The 17589-nt window shown below is 58.3% G+C and carries 13 protein-coding genes, 3 tRNA genes and 1 pseudogene; 11 read left to right on the forward strand and 6 right to left on the reverse strand.

The window, feature by feature from the left end; genetic code table 11:
* The first annotated feature begins 64 nt into the window (after positions 1-64).
* From CAF79_RS00635 to CAF79_RS00665, 7 genes are all read left to right on the forward strand, one after another.
* Positions 65-508 (forward strand): GNAT family N-acetyltransferase, encoded by a 444-nt coding sequence (locus CAF79_RS00635; RefSeq protein WP_085696436.1) that lies wholly within the window; start codon positions 65-67, stop codon positions 506-508.
* A gap of 127 nt (positions 509-635) precedes the next feature.
* Positions 636-1277 (forward strand): UvrY/SirA/GacA family response regulator transcription factor, encoded by a 642-nt coding sequence (gene uvrY, locus CAF79_RS00640; protein WP_032829778.1) that lies wholly within the window; start codon positions 636-638, stop codon positions 1275-1277.
* Positions 1278-1279: 2 nt separating this feature from the next.
* Positions 1280-3103, forward strand: a complete 1824-nt coding sequence (gene uvrC / locus CAF79_RS00645) for an excinuclease ABC subunit UvrC (protein ID WP_085695966.1) — start codon at positions 1280-1282, stop codon at positions 3101-3103.
* Positions 3104-3135: 32 nt separating this feature from the next.
* Complete coding sequence (gene pgsA / locus CAF79_RS00650) at positions 3136-3696, forward strand: CDP-diacylglycerol--glycerol-3-phosphate 3-phosphatidyltransferase (RefSeq protein ID WP_085695967.1); 561 nt, start codon at positions 3136-3138, stop codon at positions 3694-3696.
* Between the two features lie 60 nt (positions 3697-3756).
* Positions 3757-3832 (forward strand) — tRNA-Gly (locus CAF79_RS00655).
* A 47-nt stretch (positions 3833-3879) separates the two neighbouring features.
* Positions 3880-3953 (forward strand) — tRNA-Cys (locus CAF79_RS00660).
* A gap of 195 nt (positions 3954-4148) precedes the next feature.
* Positions 4149-4235: transfer RNA gene (locus CAF79_RS00665), tRNA-Leu, on the forward strand.
* Positions 4236-4275: 40 nt separating this feature from the next.
* Here CAF79_RS00665 and CAF79_RS29365 read toward each other — a convergent pair.
* Positions 4276-4516: pseudogene (locus CAF79_RS29365) on the reverse strand (hypothetical protein); the annotation flags it as partial.
* A 161-nt stretch (positions 4517-4677) separates the two neighbouring features.
* Positions 4678-5274 carry a TetR/AcrR family transcriptional regulator gene (locus tag CAF79_RS00675; RefSeq protein WP_085695968.1) on the reverse strand — a complete coding sequence of 199 codons (597 nt, stop codon included), beginning with the start codon at positions 5272-5274 and terminating at the stop codon, positions 4678-4680.
* A 117-nt stretch (positions 5275-5391) separates the two neighbouring features.
* Between CAF79_RS00675 and CAF79_RS00680 the strand changes: the two genes are divergently transcribed.
* From CAF79_RS00680 to CAF79_RS00690, 3 genes are read left to right on the forward strand one after another with little or no spacing between them, the layout of a single operon-like run.
* A complete protein-coding gene (locus tag CAF79_RS00680; RefSeq protein WP_085695969.1) occupies positions 5392-6552 on the forward strand; it encodes a MexC family multidrug efflux RND transporter periplasmic adaptor subunit in 1161 nt (386 codons plus the stop codon).
* 27 nt (positions 6553-6579) lie between these two features.
* Positions 6580-9711: an efflux RND transporter permease subunit gene (locus CAF79_RS00685; RefSeq protein WP_085695970.1), complete on the forward strand. Its 3132-nt coding sequence runs from the start codon at positions 6580-6582 to the stop codon at positions 9709-9711.
* Positions 9712-9714: 3 nt separating this feature from the next.
* Positions 9715-11118 carry an efflux transporter outer membrane subunit gene (locus CAF79_RS00690; RefSeq protein ID WP_085695971.1) on the forward strand — a complete coding sequence of 468 codons (1404 nt, stop codon included), beginning with the start codon at positions 9715-9717 and terminating at the stop codon, positions 11116-11118.
* 83 nt (positions 11119-11201) lie between these two features.
* Here the strand turns inward: CAF79_RS00690 and CAF79_RS00695 are convergent, their stop codons facing one another.
* The 4 genes from CAF79_RS00695 to CAF79_RS00710 form a co-directional block, all read right to left on the reverse strand.
* The gene (locus tag CAF79_RS00695; RefSeq protein WP_170929676.1) at positions 11202-11762 is read right to left on the reverse strand and encodes a TetR/AcrR family transcriptional regulator; all 561 of its coding nucleotides are present in this window, start codon (positions 11760-11762) and stop codon (positions 11202-11204) included.
* Between the two features lie 111 nt (positions 11763-11873).
* The gene (locus CAF79_RS00700; RefSeq protein WP_085695972.1) at positions 11874-13241 is read right to left on the reverse strand and encodes an FAD-binding oxidoreductase; all 1368 of its coding nucleotides are present in this window, start codon (positions 13239-13241) and stop codon (positions 11874-11876) included.
* Positions 13242-13303: 62 nt separating this feature from the next.
* Positions 13304-14734: a coniferyl aldehyde dehydrogenase gene (locus tag CAF79_RS00705; protein WP_085695973.1), complete on the reverse strand. Its 1431-nt coding sequence runs from the start codon at positions 14732-14734 to the stop codon at positions 13304-13306.
* A gap of 191 nt (positions 14735-14925) precedes the next feature.
* Entirely contained in the window at positions 14926-15921 is a 996-nt protein-coding gene (locus CAF79_RS00710; RefSeq protein WP_085695974.1) for an AraC family transcriptional regulator, read from the reverse strand.
* 300 nt (positions 15922-16221) lie between these two features.
* Between CAF79_RS00710 and CAF79_RS00715 the strand changes: the two genes are divergently transcribed.
* On the forward strand, positions 16222-17583 hold the full coding sequence (locus tag CAF79_RS00715) for a DUF1329 domain-containing protein (RefSeq protein ID WP_085695975.1): 1362 nt from the start codon (positions 16222-16224) through the stop codon (positions 17581-17583).
* The last annotated feature ends 6 nt before the right edge of the window (positions 17584-17589 follow it).

The raw sequence follows: 17589 nt of genomic DNA on the forward strand, positions 1-17589 counted from the left end.
CACACTCTGCTTCTGAACGTGTGCTCAAGAAAGGGTCATGAACTTGAAGAAGATCGAGGTCGGAATGAGTGTTGAGTTACGCCAGGCTACACCCGCCGACCTGTCGTTTGCGCGAGAACTGACTTGCCGAAACATGCTCCGCTACTACATTCACTATGACTTGCTGTGGCAGGACGAGGCGTTCGATGTCGCTTGGGCCGGGCGCGAAAACTGGTTGATCCTGCGTGACGGTGAACGAGTGGGATATTTCAGCCTGAGTCGTGATGCTCGGGCTGTGTATATCCGCGAATTGCAGATCGTCGAAAGCGCTCAAGGCCAGGGCGCGGGTTCCTGGGCGATCGATCAGGTTGTTGCGATGGCTCGACTGGAGCGGCGCCCGGCGTTGCGCCTGACGGTGTTCAAAAACAACCCGGCGCAAAATCTGTATCTAAGAAAAGGAATGTTTGTGCAGGGCGAGGACGAGTGTTTCCTGCGGATGCAGCTCGATTTCAGTACACCTGTGCTCTGAAACCCACGGCTGGCAAGCCCTCGATGAAGACTTGAAACTTTTTATATGTCGCTTGCCGCTAGGTCTGCCCGGCACTTTTTGCTAAGGTGTCCGGCATCCCAATAAGACCATATCGCGAGGTGTCTGCTTGATTAGGGTGCTAGTGGTCGACGACCATGATCTCGTTCGTACAGGCATTACACGAATGCTGGCCGATATCGATGGCTTGCAGGTGGTAGGCCAGGCCGAGTCCGGGGAAGAATCCCTCATCAAGGCCCGTGAGTTGAAGCCTGACGTGGTGCTGATGGACGTCAAGATGCCGGGCATCGGCGGTCTCGAAGCCACACGCAAACTGTTGCGAAGTCATCCCGACATCAAAGTGGTCGCGGTCACCGTGTGTGAGGAAGATCCGTTTCCTACGCGGTTGTTGCAGGCCGGTGCGGCGGGGTATCTGACCAAGGGCGCCGGATTGCCGGAAATGGTTCAGGCCATTCGCCTGGTGTTTGCCGGGCAGCGCTATATCAGCCCTCAGATTGCCCAGCAATTGGCGATCAAATCCTTTCAGCCGACCAATGATTCACCGTTCGACGCGTTGTCGGAACGGGAAATCCAGATTGCGTTGATGATTGTCGGTTGTCAGAAGGTTCAGATCATTTCCGACAAATTGTGTTTGTCGCCGAAAACCGTGAACACTTACCGCTACCGTATTTTCGAGAAGCTCTCGATCAGCAGCGATGTCGAACTGACGCTGTTGGCGGTTCGACACGGCATGGTTGATGCCAGCCTTTGACCATGACTGAAGTATTCGATTCGGGCGCCTTTCTAGCAACCGTCAGCGGGCGCCCCGGCGTGTATCGCATGTTCGACAGCGATGCGCGTCTGTTGTACGTCGGTAAGGCGAAGAACCTCAAAAAGCGTCTGGCCAGCTACTTTCGCAAGACAGGCCTGGCGCCGAAAACCGCGGCCCTGGTCGGGCGTATCGCCCAGGTCGAAACCACCATCACGTCCAACGAGACAGAGGCGTTGCTGCTTGAGCAAACCCTGATCAAGGAGTGGCGGCCGCCGTACAACATTCTGTTGCGCGACGATAAATCCTACCCCTATGTCTTTCTGTCTGACGGGCAATTCCCGCGCCTGAGCATTCATCGCGGGGCCAAGAAGGCCAAGGGCAAATATTTCGGCCCTTATCCGAGCGCCGGGGCGATTCGCGAGAGCCTCAGCCTGTTGCAGAAGACGTTCTTCGTGCGTCAGTGCGAGGACAGTTATTACAAGAACCGGACCCGGCCATGCCTGCAATACCAGATCAAGCGTTGCAAGGCGCCCTGTGTCGGCTTGGTCGAGCCTGAGGTTTACGCCGAGGATGTGCGTCACTCGGTGATGTTTCTCGAAGGACGCAGCCATGCGTTGACCAATGAGCTGTCGACGGCGATGGAAGAGGCTGCAATCAACCTCGAGTTCGAACGCGCCGCCGAACTGCGCGACCAGATCGCCTTGCTGCGTCGGGTGCAAGATCAGCAGAGCATGGAAGGCGGCACGGGCGATATCGATGTGATCGCCGCGTTCGTCAACCCGGGCGGTGCCTGCGTCCACCTGATCAGCGTGCGGGGAGGGCGGGTACTTGGCAGCAAGAATTTCTTCCCCCAGGTCGGGATCGAAGAGGATGTGGCAGAGGTCATGGCCGCGTTCCTCGGGCAATACTTCATCAGCAGCCCTGAACGCGACTTGCCGAGCGAGTTGATCGTCAACGTCGTGCACGAAGATTTTCCTGCGCTGATCGAGGCCATTCAGGCGTTGCGCGGGCGTGAGTTGAGCATCAGTCATCGGGTTCGCGGCACGCGGGCGCGCTGGCAGCAACTGGCCGTGACCAATGCCGAACAGGCACTCGGCGCCAGGCTGGCAAACCGTCAACACGTTGCCGCACGTTTCGAAGCACTGGCAGAAGTGTTGAATCTCGATGAGCCGCCGCAACGGCTTGAGTGCTACGACATCAGCCACTCCAGCGGTGAAGCGACGGTGGCCTCCTGCGTGGTATTTGGCCCGGAAGGGGCGATCAAGTCCGATTACCGCCGCTACAACATCGAAGGCGTGACCGCAGGCGACGATTACGCCGCCATGCATCAGGCTCTGACACGACGCTTCAGCAAGCTGAAGGAAGGCGAGGGCAAGTTGCCGGACATCCTGCTGGTGGACGGCGGCAAGGGGCAGCTGTCGATGGCGCGTGATGTGCTCAACGAACTGGCTGTTCCGGATTTGATCTTGCTGGGGGTCGCAAAGGGTGCAACACGCAAGGCGGGATTCGAGACTTTGTATCTGAATGATGCTGCAAACGAGTTCACCTTGCGGGGTGATTCGCCGGCACTGCATCTGATTCAGCAGATCCGTGACGAAGCCCACCGCTTTGCAATCACTGGCCACCGTGCACGGCGCGGCAAGACCCGCCGCACCTCCACGCTGGAAGGCGTTGCGGGCGTCGGGCCGACCCGGCGTCGGGACTTGTTGAAACATTTTGGTGGATTGCAGGAGCTGTCTCGTGCAAGCATCGAAGAGATCGCCAAAGCACCGGGGATCAGCAAAAAGCTAGCAGAGTCGATTTATGCAAACCTGCATAGTGAGTAGAATGCCCATTCACCTCGTAGCCAGTTGTGCCGATGAATATCCCTAATCTGATTACCGTTCTCCGCGTCCTGCTCATCCCGATCTTCATTCTGTTGTTCTACCTGCCTTACCAATGGAGCTATCTGGCCTCAAGTTCGGTATTCGCTTTCGCGGCGGCAACGGATTGGCTCGACGGCTATCTCGCGCGACGTCTGGAGCAAAGCACGCCGTTTGGTGCGTTTCTGGATCCTGTCGCTGACAAACTGATGGTTGCTGTTGCCTTGGTGTTGCTGGTGCAAGAACATGGCAACCTATGGCTCACTCTACCGGCCGCTGTCATCATCGGTCGCGAGATCGTTGTCTCGGCGCTGCGTGAGTGGATGGCCGAACTCGGTGCCCGGGCCCATGTAGCCGTATCAAATCTGGGCAAGTGGAAAACTGCTGCGCAGATGCTCGCACTGGTGATCCTCCTGGCAAACCCCAAGGATTTCAGTTTCTGGGTTTTCATCGGTTATGCGTTGCTGATGGTCTCGGCAGGCCTGACCTTATGGTCGATGGTTCAATACCTTCGGGCTGCCTGGCCACATCTGAAGACCGATGTTGAAAAGAAATAAAACTTTTTTGAATCAAAGGGTTGACGGGGCATCTGGAATCTATAGAATGCGCCACACCAAGCGGGAATAGCTCAGTTGGTAGAGCACGACCTTGCCAAGGTCGGGGTCGCGAGTTCGAGTCTCGTTTCCCGCTCCAAGTTTATACAGCGTTTGTTGTTGCGCTACTGACAGCAAATGTTTTGAGGCCGAGTAGCAAAATGGTTATGCAGCGGATTGCAAATCCGCCTACGCCGGTTCGATTCCGACCTCGGCCTCCACTATAAACAAGCTCCGTAGATCCATGATTTACGGAGCTTTTTTATTTGCGTTGCACTGAAAGATTTAGTCTTTGAAACGACAACTGCAAACTTGCTTCACCGGGAAGTGATGTATATATTTCCCCCTCTGTCACCGATGCACAGTTCCTGTCAGGACTGTGAATCGTCATCAGAATAAAGCAACACCGCGCTACCGCCCGAATGGCGAAACTGGTAGACGCATGGGACTTAAAATCCCCCGCTCGTAAGGGCGTGCCGGTTCGATTCCGGCTTCGGGCACCATGAATATCAAGGGCTTGCATGAGATATCTCATGCAAGCCCTTAGTTCTTTTTTCCGCAATCAAAAAATCTTTTCCGCAATTCGTGACCGTCAGTCACTTCGTGGGGGGTAGCCTTCATTCCCTTGCGCATTCGAATGTACTGTTCTGTCATCCCAACGGTTGTATCCTAGCTGGTCTCTAGCTTCTCGAATGCTCCCTGTTGACTCCTCCTTATCCGTCGCCGCTTTTGCTCTTAGGTCGCGCATCTGAAATTCTGCTTATGGAATCCCGGCTGCTTCCCTCCAGTGATGACTTTGGATTCGCACTCGACGAGTGCTAACGAAGCGTTGATTGGAGTTAATCGATTGACGGGTTTAGTGCTGTCGGATAGAGGTAGAAATTATTCATTCCATTAGTCCACCGGTTCCCCGCTTCAGCCGTGTCTTCACGCGTTTCTGACGGACTAGCGTGTTTCTTCCAGCAAAGGGACGCGTCCGCGATACTCCTCACCCAATAACGCTCCGTTCAGGAACATCTGCTCAAGTATTCGTGCCGAGTCAGTGTTGGCGGCGCGCCTGCGGTGTTCGGCATCCACCAGCCCGTAGATCAGCGAAATGAACAGCTCGGTCAGGATCGCCGCTGTGATATCGATACGAAACAACCCGGCGTGCTGGCCTTTCAGAAAGAAGCTGTCCAGAGCCTCCAAATAAAACAGCCAGCGCTTGCCGCCCTGTTCCAGATCGAGGAAGTCAGGGCGATATTGCGCCATCAAGAAGGCTAATAGCTCCCGATGATCCAAATGGCCTCGGATCAATCGACGCAGCGCGTCCAGCGGCTCCCGTTCCAGCAAGCCGGCGCTGCGAATAATCAAATTTAGCGTGCCTTCGGCGTGATCCTCCAGTCGCAGTACCAAGTTCTCTCGCGTGCCGCAGTAGCGGTGCAGAGTGGCCTTGCTCACACCTACCAGTTGCGCCAGTTCCTTCATCGTCGCCCGTGGCCGGTTGGCCACGGCCAGGGTCAACGACTTGAGCAGTTGTTCATCATGGGAAATTAAGTTCATTAGAGGCCTTGAGCGGCGTTTATTACGACTCATGTAGAGTTCATATGAGACAAAGTTGACTCATCGTGGTTTGAAACGTAGCATTCGCGCCAAATTCGATCAAGCCTTGGGTGAGTTATGGGCAATTTGCGTGCGGTAGGGATGGCGAGTTCGTTGGCACTCGCCATTGCGTTGGGTGGATGTGGACCGACTGAGGAACAGGCAGCGAGCAGTGCTGAAGTGGCCCGTCCGGTAGAAGTGCTGGCGGTGAAGACTGAAGCGTTGGCGCTCTCTTCAGAGCTGCCGGGCCGGGTGGAACCGATGCGCGTCGCGGAAGTGCGTGCCCGGGTGCCGGGCATCGTGATGCAAAAGCGTTTTGAAGAGGGTGCGGATGTGAAAGCCGGGGATCTGTTGTTCCAGATCGACCCGGCACCGCTTAAGGCGGCGTTGTCCCGGGCCGAGGGTGAACTGGCTCGCGCCCAGTCCGTTGCGCTTGAGGCGCGGGCCCGGGTCAAGCGCTATGAGCCGCTGGTGAAAATCGAGGCGGTCAGCCAGCAGGATTTCGACAGCGCCATGGCTGATCTGCGCAGCGCGCAGGCAGCCACCCGTTCGGCCCAGGCCGATCTGCAGACGGCACGGTTGAACCTCGGTTATGCCTCGGTGACGGCGCCGATTTCCGGTCGTGTCGGTCGGGCGCTGGTGACCGAAGGTGCGCTGGTCGGGCAGGGGGCTGCAACCTTGATGGCGCGCATTCAGCAGCTGGATCCGGTGTACGTCGACTTCACGCAATCGGCTGCCGAAGCACTGCGTCTGCGTGAATCGCTCAAGGACGGAAAACTCTCCGCCGACGACAACACGGCGTTGTCGGTTCGGGTCGAGGGCACCGCGTACGAGCGTCAGGGGGCGCTGATGTTTACCGACGTGGCGGTGGATCGCGGCACCGGGCAGGTGTCGTTGCGCGGCAAATTCGCTAATACCGACGGCGTGCTGTTGCCGGGCATGTTTGTGCGTGTGCGCACGCCGCAGGGCACCGACAGTCAGGCGATTCTCGTGCCGCAGCGCTCGGTGCAGCGCGGCAGCGATGGCAGCGCCCAGGTGCTGGTGGTCGGCACCGATGATCGGGTCGAGGCACGCACTGTCGTGACCGGTGCCATGCAGGATTCGCGCTGGCAGATCAGTGAGGGCCTGAAGGCCGGCGATCAGGTGATCGTCGGCGGTCTGGCCGGCCTGCAACCAGGGACCAAGGTCGTTGCGGGTCAATCCCCGGCCCTGGCTCAGTCGCCTGAGTCGAAACAGTAAGGGCGCCTTTGTCGCGAGGATTTTCCGATGTCCAAGTTTTTCATCAAGCGCCCGAACTTTGCCTGGGTGGTGGCGTTGTTCATCTCTCTGGCCGGTCTGCTGGTCATTCCGATGCTGCCGGTGGCGCAGTATCCCGACGTTGCGCCGCCCCAGATCAAGGTGACGGCGACCTATCCCGGTGCCTCGGCCAAGGTGCTGGTGGATTCGGTCACCAGCGTGATCGAAGAGTCGCTCAACGGTGCGAAGAACCTGTTGTATTTCGAGTCGACCAACAACTCCAACGGCATCGCCGAGATCGTGGTGACGTTCCAGCCCGGGACCGATCCGCAACTTGCCCAGGTCGATGTGCAAAACCGCCTGAAAAAGGCCGAGGCGCGCATGCCGCAAGCGGTGCTCACTCAGGGCCTTGAGGTGGAACAGACCAGCGCCGGTTTCCTGCTGATCTATGCGCTCAGCTACAAGGAAGGCAGTCAGCACAGTGATACGACTGCATTGGGCGACTACGCCGCGCGCAACATCAACAACGAACTGCGCCGGGTGCCGGGTGTCGGCAAACTGCAGTTCTTCTCGTCCGAAGCCGCCATGCGGGTCTGGATCGATCCGCAGAAACTGGTGGGCTACGGCTTGTCCATCGAGGACGTCAACAATGCTATCCGGGGGCAGAACGTGCAGGTGCCGGCGGGCAGCTTCGGCAGCACGCCGAGCAGCAGTCAGCAGGAACTGACCGCGACGCTGGCGGTAAAGGGCACGCTGGATAATCCGCAAGAATTCGGTCGCATCGTCCTGCGCGCGAACGAAGATGGCTCGACGGTCAAACTGGGCGACGTCGCCCGTGTGGAAGTTGGCCAGGAAAGCTACAACTTCAACTCGCGTCTGAATGGCAAACCGGCGGTGGCAGCAGCGATTCAGCTATCCCCGGGTGCCAACGCGATCCAGACGGCCAGTGCGGTCAAGGAGCGCCTGGCGGAACTGTCGGCGTACTTCCCTTCGGACGTTGAATATTCCGTGCCTTACGACACATCGCGTTTTGTCGATGTGGCCATCGAGAAGGTGATTCACACCCTGATCGAGGCAATGGTGCTGGTGTTCCTGGTGATGTTCCTGTTCCTGCAGAACATCCGTTACACGCTGATTCCGTCGATTGTGGTGCCGGTGTGTCTGCTCGGCACGCTGGTGATGATGTACCTGCTGGGCTTCTCGGTGAACATGATGACCATGTTCGGCATGGTGCTCGCAATCGGCATTCTGGTGGACGATGCCATCGTGGTGGTGGAGAACGTCGAGCGGATAATGGCCGAAGAAGGCTTGTCGCCGGTCGACGCCACGGTCAAGGCCATGAGTCAGGTCTCGGGCGCGATCATCGGCATCACCCTGGTGCTGTCGGCAGTGTTCATGCCGCTGGCGTTCATGTCCGGTTCGGTGGGGGTGATTTACCAGCAGTTTTCGGTGTCGCTGGCGGTGTCGATCCTGTTCTCGGGCTTCCTCGCGCTGACCTTCACGCCGGCCCTGTGCGCCACGCTGCTCAAGCCGATCCCTCAGGGGCATCATGAAAAGCGTGGTTTCTTTGGTGCCTTCAACCGTGGGTTCGCCCGGCTCACCGAGCGTTATTCGATCCTGAACAACGGGCTGGTCGCCCGTGCCGGACGGATGATGCTGGTGTACGCGGGCATTATTGCGGGGCTCGGTTACTTCTACCTGCGCTTGCCGGAGTCCTTCGTGCCGGTGGAAGACCAGGGCTACATGATTGTCGACGTGCAGTTGCCGCCGGGCGCGACCCGCACCCGTACCGAGGCAACTGGCGAACAGTTGGAGCGCTTCCTCGCTTCCCGTGACGCGGTGCAATCGACTTTCCTGGTTTCGGGCTTCAGCTTCTCGGGCATGGGTGACAACGCGGCGCTGGCCTTCCCGGTGTTCAAGGACTGGTCGCTGCGGGGTGAAGATCAATCGGCCATGGCGGAAGTCATGGCACTCAACGAGCAGTTTGCCGTGACCAACGACGGCGCCGTGATGGCCGTGCCGCCGCCCCCGATCGATGGCCTGGGCAACTCCGGCGGTTTTGCGCTGCGTCTGCAGGATCGTGCTGGTCTGGGCCGCGAAGCCTTGATCGCCGCCCGTGACCAGTTGCTCGGACAGGCTAACGGTAACCCGAAAATCCTTTACGCGATGATGGAAGGTCTGGCCGAGTCGCCGCAATTGCGGGTGGTGATCGACCGTGACAAGGCCCGCACCTTGGGCGTGAGTTTCGAATCGATCAGCGGGGCATTGTCCGCCGCGTTCGGTTCGGAGGTGATCAACGACTTCACCAACGCCGGCCGCCAGCAGCGCGTCGTGGTGCAGGCCGAGCAGGGCGACCGGATGACCCCGGAAAGCGTGCTCAAACTGTACGTTCACAACAGCGCCGGCAATCTGGTTCCGTTGAGCGCCTTCGTCACCACCCATTGGGAAGAAGGGCCGGTGCAACTGGTGCGCTACAACGGTTATCCGTCGATTCGCATCGTCGGTGACGCCGGGCCGGGTTACAGCACCGGTGAAGCCATGGCGGAAATGGAGCGTCTGGCCGCGCAACTGCCGGCCGGTTTCAGCTACGAATGGACGGGGCTTTCGTATCAGGAAAAGGTCTCCAGCGGTCAGGCAACGCAACTCTTCGCGTTGGCGATCCTGGTGGTGTTCCTGTTGCTGGTGGCGTTGTACGAAAGCTGGGCCATTCCGCTGACCGTGATGCTGATCGTGCCGATCGGCGCCATCGGTGCGGTGCTGGCGGTGATGGTCGTCGGCATGCCCAACGACGTGTACTTCAAGGTGGGGCTGATCACCATCATCGGTCTGGCGGCGAAGAACGCGATCCTCATCGTCGAGTTCGCCAAGGAACTGTGGGAGAAGGGCTACAGCCTGCGTGATGCCGCCATCGAGGCCGCACGCCTGCGTTTCCGGCCCATCGTGATGACCTCCATGGCGTTCATTCTCGGTGTCGTGCCGCTGGCCATCGCCACGGGTGCCGGCGCGGCGAGTCAGCGCGCCATCGGTACCGGCGTTATTGGCGGCATGCTCAGTGCGACGCTGCTGGGTGTGCTGTTCGTACCGATCTGTTTTGTCTGGGTGCTGTCGCGGTTGCGCAGCAAACCGGCACCCATTGAACAACCCGCTTTGGCTCAGGAGTGACACATGCGTATTTCAGCTTTCTCTACGCTGGTGATCGCCCTGATGCTGGGCGGCTGCTCGCTGGCACCGACTTATGAGCGTCCCGTTGCACCGGTGGCGGATCACTGGGCGGGAGAGTCGACGAAGCAAGGCAGTCCGATCAATCAACTGGCGTGGCAGACGTTTATTGTCGATCCCGATCTGCACCGACTGGTGACCATCGCGCTGGACAACAACCGCTCGTTGCGCCAGACGCTGCTGGACATTGAACAGGCCCGGGCGCAATACCGCATTCAGCGGGCCGACCAGGTTCCGGGCTTGAATGCCAATGCCTCCGGCAATCGTCAGCGTTTGCCGGCGGATCTGGCCAGCGATGGCCGGGCAGGGGTTGCCAGCAACTATCAGGTGGGCGTTGCGCTGCCGGAATATGAGCTGGATCTGTTCGGCCGGGTGAAGAGCCTCACTGATTCTGCGTTGCAGGAATACCTGGCGACTGAAGAAGCCGCCCGTGCGGCGCAGATCGCCCTGATCGCCGAAGTCAGTCAGGCTTATCTGGTTCACGATGGCGCCCAGCGTCGTCTGGAGCTGACCCAGCAAACGCTGATTAGCCGCGAATATTCGTTCGCCCTGATCAGCCAGCGCCGTTCGAACGGTACCGCCACTGCGCTGGACTATCAGGAAGCGTTGGGGCTGGTGGAACAATCGCGGGCCGAGCAGGAGAGCAATCTTCGACAGAAACAGCAGGCCTTCAACGCGCTGGTGCTGTTGCTCGGCACCAGGGATGCGGCGAAGTCGATTCCTGAGAAATTGTCGAGTGAGCCAATGCTGGTGCAGGACATCGCCCCGGACACCCCATCCGCCCTGATCGAGCGCCGGCCCGACATTCTCGCCGCCGAGCATCGCTTGCAGGCGCGCAATGCCGACATCGGCGCTGCACGAGCGGCGTTCTTCCCGCGCATCAGCCTGACTGGCAGTTTCGGTACGTCCAGTGCGCAAATGTCCGGTCTGTTCGACGGCGGCTCGCGGTCCTGGAGTTTTGTGCCGAACCTGTCGCTGCCGTTGTTCGATGGCGGGCGCAACCGTGCCGGCTTGAGTCTGGCCGAAGCCAGCAAGGACTCGGCGGTGGCGGCTTATGAAAGGACGGTACAAACGGCGTTTCGCGAAGTGGCCGATGCACTGGCCGCCACCGACACCTTGCGTCGGGAAGAGGCAGCCCGGCGCGCCCTTGCCAACACCAGCAGCGAGACCCTGAAACTGGCCAAGGCGCGCTATGAAGGTGGCATCGACAGCCATCTGCGCTACCTCGATGCCCAGCGCACTAGCTTCGTCAACGAGACGGCGTTTATCGAAGTCAGCACTCAGCGGCAGATTGCGCTGATCGATTTGTTCCGCTCGCTGGGTGGCGGCTGGTCTTCCGACAAGTCCTGAAACAGCTCCTTTGGGTTGGCGCGTCCAGCCATTGAGCCCCGTGTACCGATAGGTCACGGGGCCTTTTTTTGTCAAATGCAGCGTTATCGAGGACAGACGGGATTGGCAGCGCCATGCAGAAACATCTGTTCCACGACGTTGGCCGAGTTGGCACTGGCGGCACGTCCACGGCGTTCGGCGTCGACCATGGCGAAGATCATGGTCAGGAACAGCTCGGTAAAGACCGCGGCGGTGATATCGATACGAAACGCGCCCAGTTGCTGGCCGCGCAGGAAGAAGGCATCGAGGGCATCGAGGTAGAACTGCCAGCGTTTACCTTCGTCGGTGTCGGTGAGCGTGTCCGGGCGATACTGAAAGAGCAGGAACACCAGCATTTCACGGTGCGCCAGATGCTCGTTGACTAGACTGCGCAAAGCTTGCACGGGATCGCCCTGCAACAGGTCGGTGGACGTGGTGATCTGGTTCAGCACGGTCTCACCGTGGCCTTCCATGATCTGCACCAGATTGTCACGTGTACCGCAAAAGCGGTGAAGCGTCGCTTTGCTCACTCCCGCGGCTTCAGCCAGTTCCTTGAGCGTGGCCCGCGGGCGATCAACGATGGCCAGTGCCAGCGCCTTGATGAGTCGTTCATCCTGAGAAGTCATGGGCGTCAGTCTCTGATTTAATTTCAATGTCGGGAATTGTGCAGAAAAAGCTCTTTACTGCAACGAAAACCTCAAAACTAATGAAATTACTTCATCTGAGACATATTTAGTTCAGACTTTTGGTTCCAAAGCTCTTTCTTCCCACCAGTCCCAGGCTCGAAGTGCGCGTCGGGCGAGCCTGCCGCCAAGAAAGGTCAGTGTGTTGCTGCTCAACGAAATCGATCGGCGATTGACGATCCAGAAGTCGGTCAGTTCGGTTTTATTGCCGTTGAGCAGGTCAGCAATGGTGCGGCCATTGAGGTGGGTCAAGGCCACACCATGACCAAAGCATCCGCCGGAATAGATAACGCGTTCGTCATTGATGAAGCTAATCTCTGGAACCATATCAACATTTACCGAAACAGGCCCGCCCCATCGATAGTCGATTCGAGTATCCCTGAGTTGCGGGTAGATCCACTTCAAATGCGCTTCACAGTGATCCCAGCTCGCCGGTGCAGGCACCTCACGCATGGCTTCTGTCCGATGAACGATCGCATCACCGCCGCCCATGATGATGCGGCCATCGGCGGTCGGTCTGAAGTAATGGAGCATTTGGCGGTTGTCGCCAAACGACTGCCTGTCCTTCCAGCCAATGCTGTCCCATTGCTTCTCGGTCAATGGTTCGGTGACGATCTGATAGGTCCAAAGCGGGTACTGACGGGTCTGCAGCCGTCGGGTGTCGGGTATTTGCCGTGAATAGGCATTGGTGGCCACGACGATTTTGTCAGCCGCGATTTTGTGGCTCGGCGTTTCGATGAGAATGACCGAAGCCGTTCGTTCGATATGGGTCACCGGCGTGGTCTCGTAGATTTCCACCCCGGCGGATTCCGCCAGTCTCTTCAGCGCTCGCACCTGTTTGCAGGGGTCGAGTTGCCCGGTATCGGATTCGTATACTCCACCGGCGAACTGATCCGAATGGAAGTCCTGCTGTACCCGGGATCTGTCTCTCCAGATCATGTCGTCATCAATGCCCAGCTCCTGGAAAAGCTGATAGGTTTTCTTCATTCGATCCAGTTGCTTGTCACAATAACTTATGCGGACCAGACCGTTGTGTTGGTAGTCGGACTGGAACTGGTGCTCTTCGATGAGGTTTCTGGTGTAGGCCACGGCCTTTTTTAAGTATTGATGGGCCTCGAGCATTTTCTGCCGTCCCCAGCGCAACAGCACCATCTCCGGCTCCAGGCCAAACATTTTCGTACTGAATCCGGCATTGCGACCGCTGGCACCAAAGCCGACGATAGCTGCTTCCAGCACCACCACCCGGGCGTTGGGGTTGTCCTGCTTGAACTGCCAAGCGGTATTCAGGCCGGTGAACCCGGCGCCGATGATCACCACATCCGCCTTGAAACTTTGAGCCAGCGGCGGGTTGGGTGAGTAAGCGCCGTAGTTGCGTTGCCAAAACGATTTGTTTTCCAGGTGCGCACGCGGATCGACTGTCATGTTCTTGTTCTCGTCATCAGGAAGGGGGCGAAGGCCATACAGTTATCAGATGATCGCTTGAGTCAGCGCCCCAGCATCAGGCGCATCAACCGGTCGAAAATTTTTCCATAGGGCGGGTAGAGCAACGGAAAAGCCGGGCATATGAATTGCTTGAAGATTGGGCGCAGCTTGGAGAATTCGACGAAACCTTCATACCCGTGGTAGTGCCCCATTCCACTGGCGCCCACGCCACCGAAAGGCAGGTCGTGCTGGGCGACATGCAGACCGCAATCGTTGATGGCCACGCCTCCCGACTGGGTCAAAGCAATGACCTTTTCCTGAACCGCTCGCTGATGAGTGAACAAGTAAAGTGCCAGTGGATGGTCACGATCCTGGATGTAGTTCAGCACTTCATCGAGGGTTCTATAGGTTTTCACCGGCAGGATCGGACCGAAGATTTCCTCTTGCATCAGGTGCATGTTCTCGTGGGTGTTCACCACCAGCACCGGGCAGATTTTTCGCGTCTGCGCGTCATGGGTGCGCCCGGGCAGCAACGGGATGATTCTTGCCCCTTTGTTCCGCGCGTCTTCCAGATAGTTTTGCAAACGTTCGTAGGAGGCGCAGTCAATGATCGATGTGTAGTCGCTCGCTTCGATGGCGCTGTAGCGTTTGGCTCCGACTGCACGACATTGGCTGACAAAAACTTCGAGCTGCGACTCGTGAACGAAGGCATAGTCGGGTGCTACGCAGGTCTGGCCGGCGTTGACCGTTTTCATTTGCAGGATTCGCGCAGCCGCCGTCTTAAGGTCGAAGTCTTCGGCCACGATGACGGGGGATTTGCCACCCAGCTCGAGCGTGACCGGTGTCAGATTGGCCGAGGCCGCCTTCATGACCTGCCGCCCGGTGTCCGCCGAGCCGGTGAAGATCAAGTGGTCAAACGGAAGGCTCGAAAAAACCGACCCGCTGACATTCGGCACGATGGCCAGCGTCTCTTCGACAAAATTCTCCGCGACCAACCGATGCAGCAATTTGCACAAATGCCGCGAGTTCGCGGCCATTTTCACCATGCAACGGTTGCCGGCTGCCAGTGCACTGGTCACCGGCCCCATCACCAGAAACAAAGGGTAATTCCACGGCGCGACTACACCGACGACGCCTTTGGGCTGCGGAACCACGGTGTTGCGTGCACCCAGAAACCAGATCGAACCGTGCCTGGACTGGGGCTTCATCCAGCTCCCTAGGCGTTTGCGGCAATCACGAATGCCGTCAACCGATAGGAATAACTCAAGGAGTTTCGTTTCCTGGTGGGCCCGGTTTCCGAAATCCTGGCTGATCGCTTCGCAAATGGCGTGCTGGTTATCCAGCAACAGTCGTTCCAGTCGTTTAAGGTTGGCTTTTCGTGTCTGCAGGCTCGGAACAGGGTTGGTCCGGTGCGCGGCCGTTTGTAGGGTAAATATACGTGTGGCCTCTGCTTCGCTGCGGTCGATGGAGAGCGCCGGGGCTGCCAGGTTCATGCTGAAATCTCCGGTGGACAGTCGGATTGGCGTCTGACGGATGCCGCCGGGTGCGCAGCGGCCCGATCGTCAGGCCCAAAGGAAGGATTTCAGGTTAGCGAGCGGGTCGGTCGACGAATTGTCCGTGGGTGCCAGTCTTGTCGGCACAACGTGCCAACCATCAGCTCGGGCGGCTGTGCCGTGTCGGTCGATCAACGAAGAGGCAGGTGGGCAGCACGGTATTGTTGGGGGGATTGGCCGGTCCAGCGGCGAAAGGCGCGAGTGAACGAGCTGGATTCGGAATAGCCGACCAGCAACGAAATCTCCGTCACCGAATAATCCGAGCCCTGCATGTAGGCCAGGGCCAGTTCCCGTCGTACATCTTCGATCAGCGATGAAAATTCGATGCCTTGATCCTTGAGCCGGCGCTGTAAGGTGCGCCGGCTAAGGCCCATTTGCTCGCTGATCTCCACCAGCGACAGGTTGCCGCTGCTCATGCCCGAGGCAATCATGCGGGTGATCTGCGGCAGGATGTCGTCGGAAATTACCCGTTCCTTTCGTTGCCGCTCAAGATACGGCTCGAGGGCCTCATGCAAGCGTTCGTTGGCATGGGAAACCGGCAGGCGCAGGGTGTCGAGCGACAAGTGAAGCCGGTTGCTGGGCTGATTGAAATGGATCGGGCACTGGAAGATTCGCTTGTGTGCAGAAATATCTGCTGGTTTTGCGTGTTCGAAGTCGACACGAAGCGGCTTGATCATGCAGTCCGTCAGCAGATTGATCTGGTGGAAAATCGACGCAATCGTGAATTCCGAATCCTGACGTCGATAGAGGATGGTCGGGGCGATGATCTTATATTCGACATAGGCCGATCTGGATTCGCACTCGAAGTTAATGACTGACTCCTGAGCGAAAACAATGATGAACTGTTCCAGCATGCGCAGCGCTTTTTCGACGCTCGGCGCGCAGTGCAGGGCATGGCCGAGTGCACCGAAATCATTGGCTTCGGTCTGAATGCCCAGATCAAGGCCGATATCAGGGTTCACCGTGCCGGCTGCCTCCCAGAGTGCGACGTACTGCTCGCCGGGTATTTCGATGTCGGCCCGTTCAAGGACCCGGGTGTCCATGCCTACGGCACTCAGGTGTGGTGCAAAGACATCGCGGAATCGACGAAAGAAGTTTTCAGACATGACGGTACGGACGGATTTCATTGTGCGCTACGGCCTTTGATTGCTTGACTAGCCTGTTCTTGTTGCCCGACGGGCCTTTTCATCATCAGCCTTTCGCGGGCACGAGGGCAAGCTGCACCCGCCTGAGCGTTTCACTCGATTGGCGTCAGATGTCAAAAGCCCTGTCATCTGCTGGCAAGCCGTCTCCCGGTGCCTTGGTTAGTTTTTGCATCGAGGTGTACCAGAACCTTGTTTGGGCTGGATGTTTGTCAGCCCCTTTTTCAACCGGTCCGGTCATCCCTTCAACAAAAACACATAACAAGATCCCTCCAGGAGACGTACATGAGAAACCTCCCGCGTTCGTTGTTGGGTGGCGCGCTGTTGGCGCTCTGCGGTTTCAGTCAGGTGCACGCCGTTGCGGCGGCTGACTTCAGCAAACCGGGTGGGGAACTGACACCCATCGGCGCAGAAAAGGCCGGCAACGCCGATGGAAGCATTCCCGCGTGGAACGGCGGCCTTGCGAAGGCGCCAGCCGGCTGGACACCGGGCCATGGTGATCCCTACGCCGGCGACAAGCCCCTTTACTCTATCGATGCAAACAACCTGGCCCAATACCTGAAACTTCTTCCCGAAGGTCAGGCCGCACTGATCAAGGCCTATCCCGGCTACCACCTGAACGTTTACCCGAGTCATCGCAGTTGTGCGATCCCGGATGAAGTGGCTGCGCGCACGAAGTCACTGGCCGGTCAGGCGCGGATCGGCAGCGATGGCTGGCGCCTGGAGCAGGCCGCCGGCGCCGCCGTGCCTTTCCCGATTCCGGAAAACGGCATTCAGGCGATGTGGAACTACAAGTTGCGCTACATGGCCAAGGGGCGTCGTGCGCAGATTTCGTTCCTGATGCGGGAAAAGGGTGGGTCCCTGACCGAAGTCAAACAATGGGCGAGCGAGTTCTACCCCTATAACGACGCGGCGGTAAAGGCGCCGGCTGACACCGATGGCATCGAAGCCAAGCTGCTTTACGACGTGTTGTCGCCATCCTCCCGTGCTGGCGAGATGTACCTGGTGCACTCGTTTCTCGATAAGGTCCAGAGTTCGTGGATCTATTTTCCCGGTCAGCGTCGGGTACGTCTGGCGCCATCGTTCGCCTACGACAATCCCATCGCCGGTTCCGACAATCTGTACTTTGTCGATCAGATCAACATGTTCACCGGCGCGCTGGATCGCTACGACTTCAAGTTGATCGGCAAGCAAGAAATGGTCGTGCCTTACAACTCTTACAAGCTTGTCGACAAGTCCAACACCTACGAAAAATTGATCGGCCAGGACTACCTGAATCGAGACGTGCAACGTTATGAGAAGCATCGGGTATGGGTAGTCGAGGCCACGGTCAAGGCTGACAAGCGCCATTCGTTCGCCAAGCGGATGTTCTATTTCGACGAGGACAGCTGGAGCCTGTTGCATGTCGACATGTATGACGCCAAGGGCAATCTCTGGCGGATACAGGAGGGCAGTCTGTGGGCAGATCCCGAGATTCAGACGTGTACAGGATTCGAATACGTCAGCTACGACCTGATCGCGCGGCGCTATATCGCTGACGGATTCACTCAGGAAGGGGAGTCCATCGATCTGACGGCAGGTCTGCAAGGACGCGTGAGCGACAAGATGTTCAACGCCAATGAGCTGCGTCGTCGCGGCGAACGCTGATCCCTT

Origin of the sequence: Pseudomonas sp. B26(2017) (assembly GCF_002113045.1) — a bacterium.
GTDB lineage: Bacteria > Pseudomonadota > Gammaproteobacteria > Pseudomonadales > Pseudomonadaceae > Aquipseudomonas.

Coding starts and splice junctions, on each gene's coding strand:
- CAF79_RS00635 (WP_085696436.1), top strand. CDS start 65: ATGAGTGTTGAGTTACGCCAGGCTACACCCGCCGACCTGTCGTTTGCG.
- uvrC (WP_085695966.1), top strand. CDS start 1,280: ATGACTGAAGTATTCGATTCGGGCGCCTTTCTAGCAACCGTCAGCGGG.
- pgsA (WP_085695967.1), top strand. CDS start 3,136: ATGAATATCCCTAATCTGATTACCGTTCTCCGCGTCCTGCTCATCCCG.
- CAF79_RS00675 (WP_085695968.1), bottom strand. CDS start 5,274: ATGAACTTAATTTCCCATGATGAACAACTGCTCAAGTCGTTGACCCTG.
- CAF79_RS00680 (WP_085695969.1), top strand. CDS start 5,392: ATGGGCAATTTGCGTGCGGTAGGGATGGCGAGTTCGTTGGCACTCGCC.
- CAF79_RS00685 (WP_085695970.1), top strand. CDS start 6,580: ATGTCCAAGTTTTTCATCAAGCGCCCGAACTTTGCCTGGGTGGTGGCG.
- CAF79_RS00690 (WP_085695971.1), top strand. CDS start 9,715: ATGCGTATTTCAGCTTTCTCTACGCTGGTGATCGCCCTGATGCTGGGC.
- CAF79_RS00695 (WP_170929676.1), bottom strand. CDS start 11,762: ATGACTTCTCAGGATGAACGACTCATCAAGGCGCTGGCACTGGCCATC.
- CAF79_RS00700 (WP_085695972.1), bottom strand. CDS start 13,241: ATGACAGTCGATCCGCGTGCGCACCTGGAAAACAAATCGTTTTGGCAA.
- CAF79_RS00705 (WP_085695973.1), bottom strand. CDS start 14,734: ATGAACCTGGCAGCCCCGGCGCTCTCCATCGACCGCAGCGAAGCAGAG.
- CAF79_RS00710 (WP_085695974.1), bottom strand. CDS start 15,921: ATGAAATCCGTCCGTACCGTCATGTCTGAAAACTTCTTTCGTCGATTC.
- CAF79_RS00715 (WP_085695975.1), top strand. CDS start 16,222: ATGAGAAACCTCCCGCGTTCGTTGTTGGGTGGCGCGCTGTTGGCGCTC.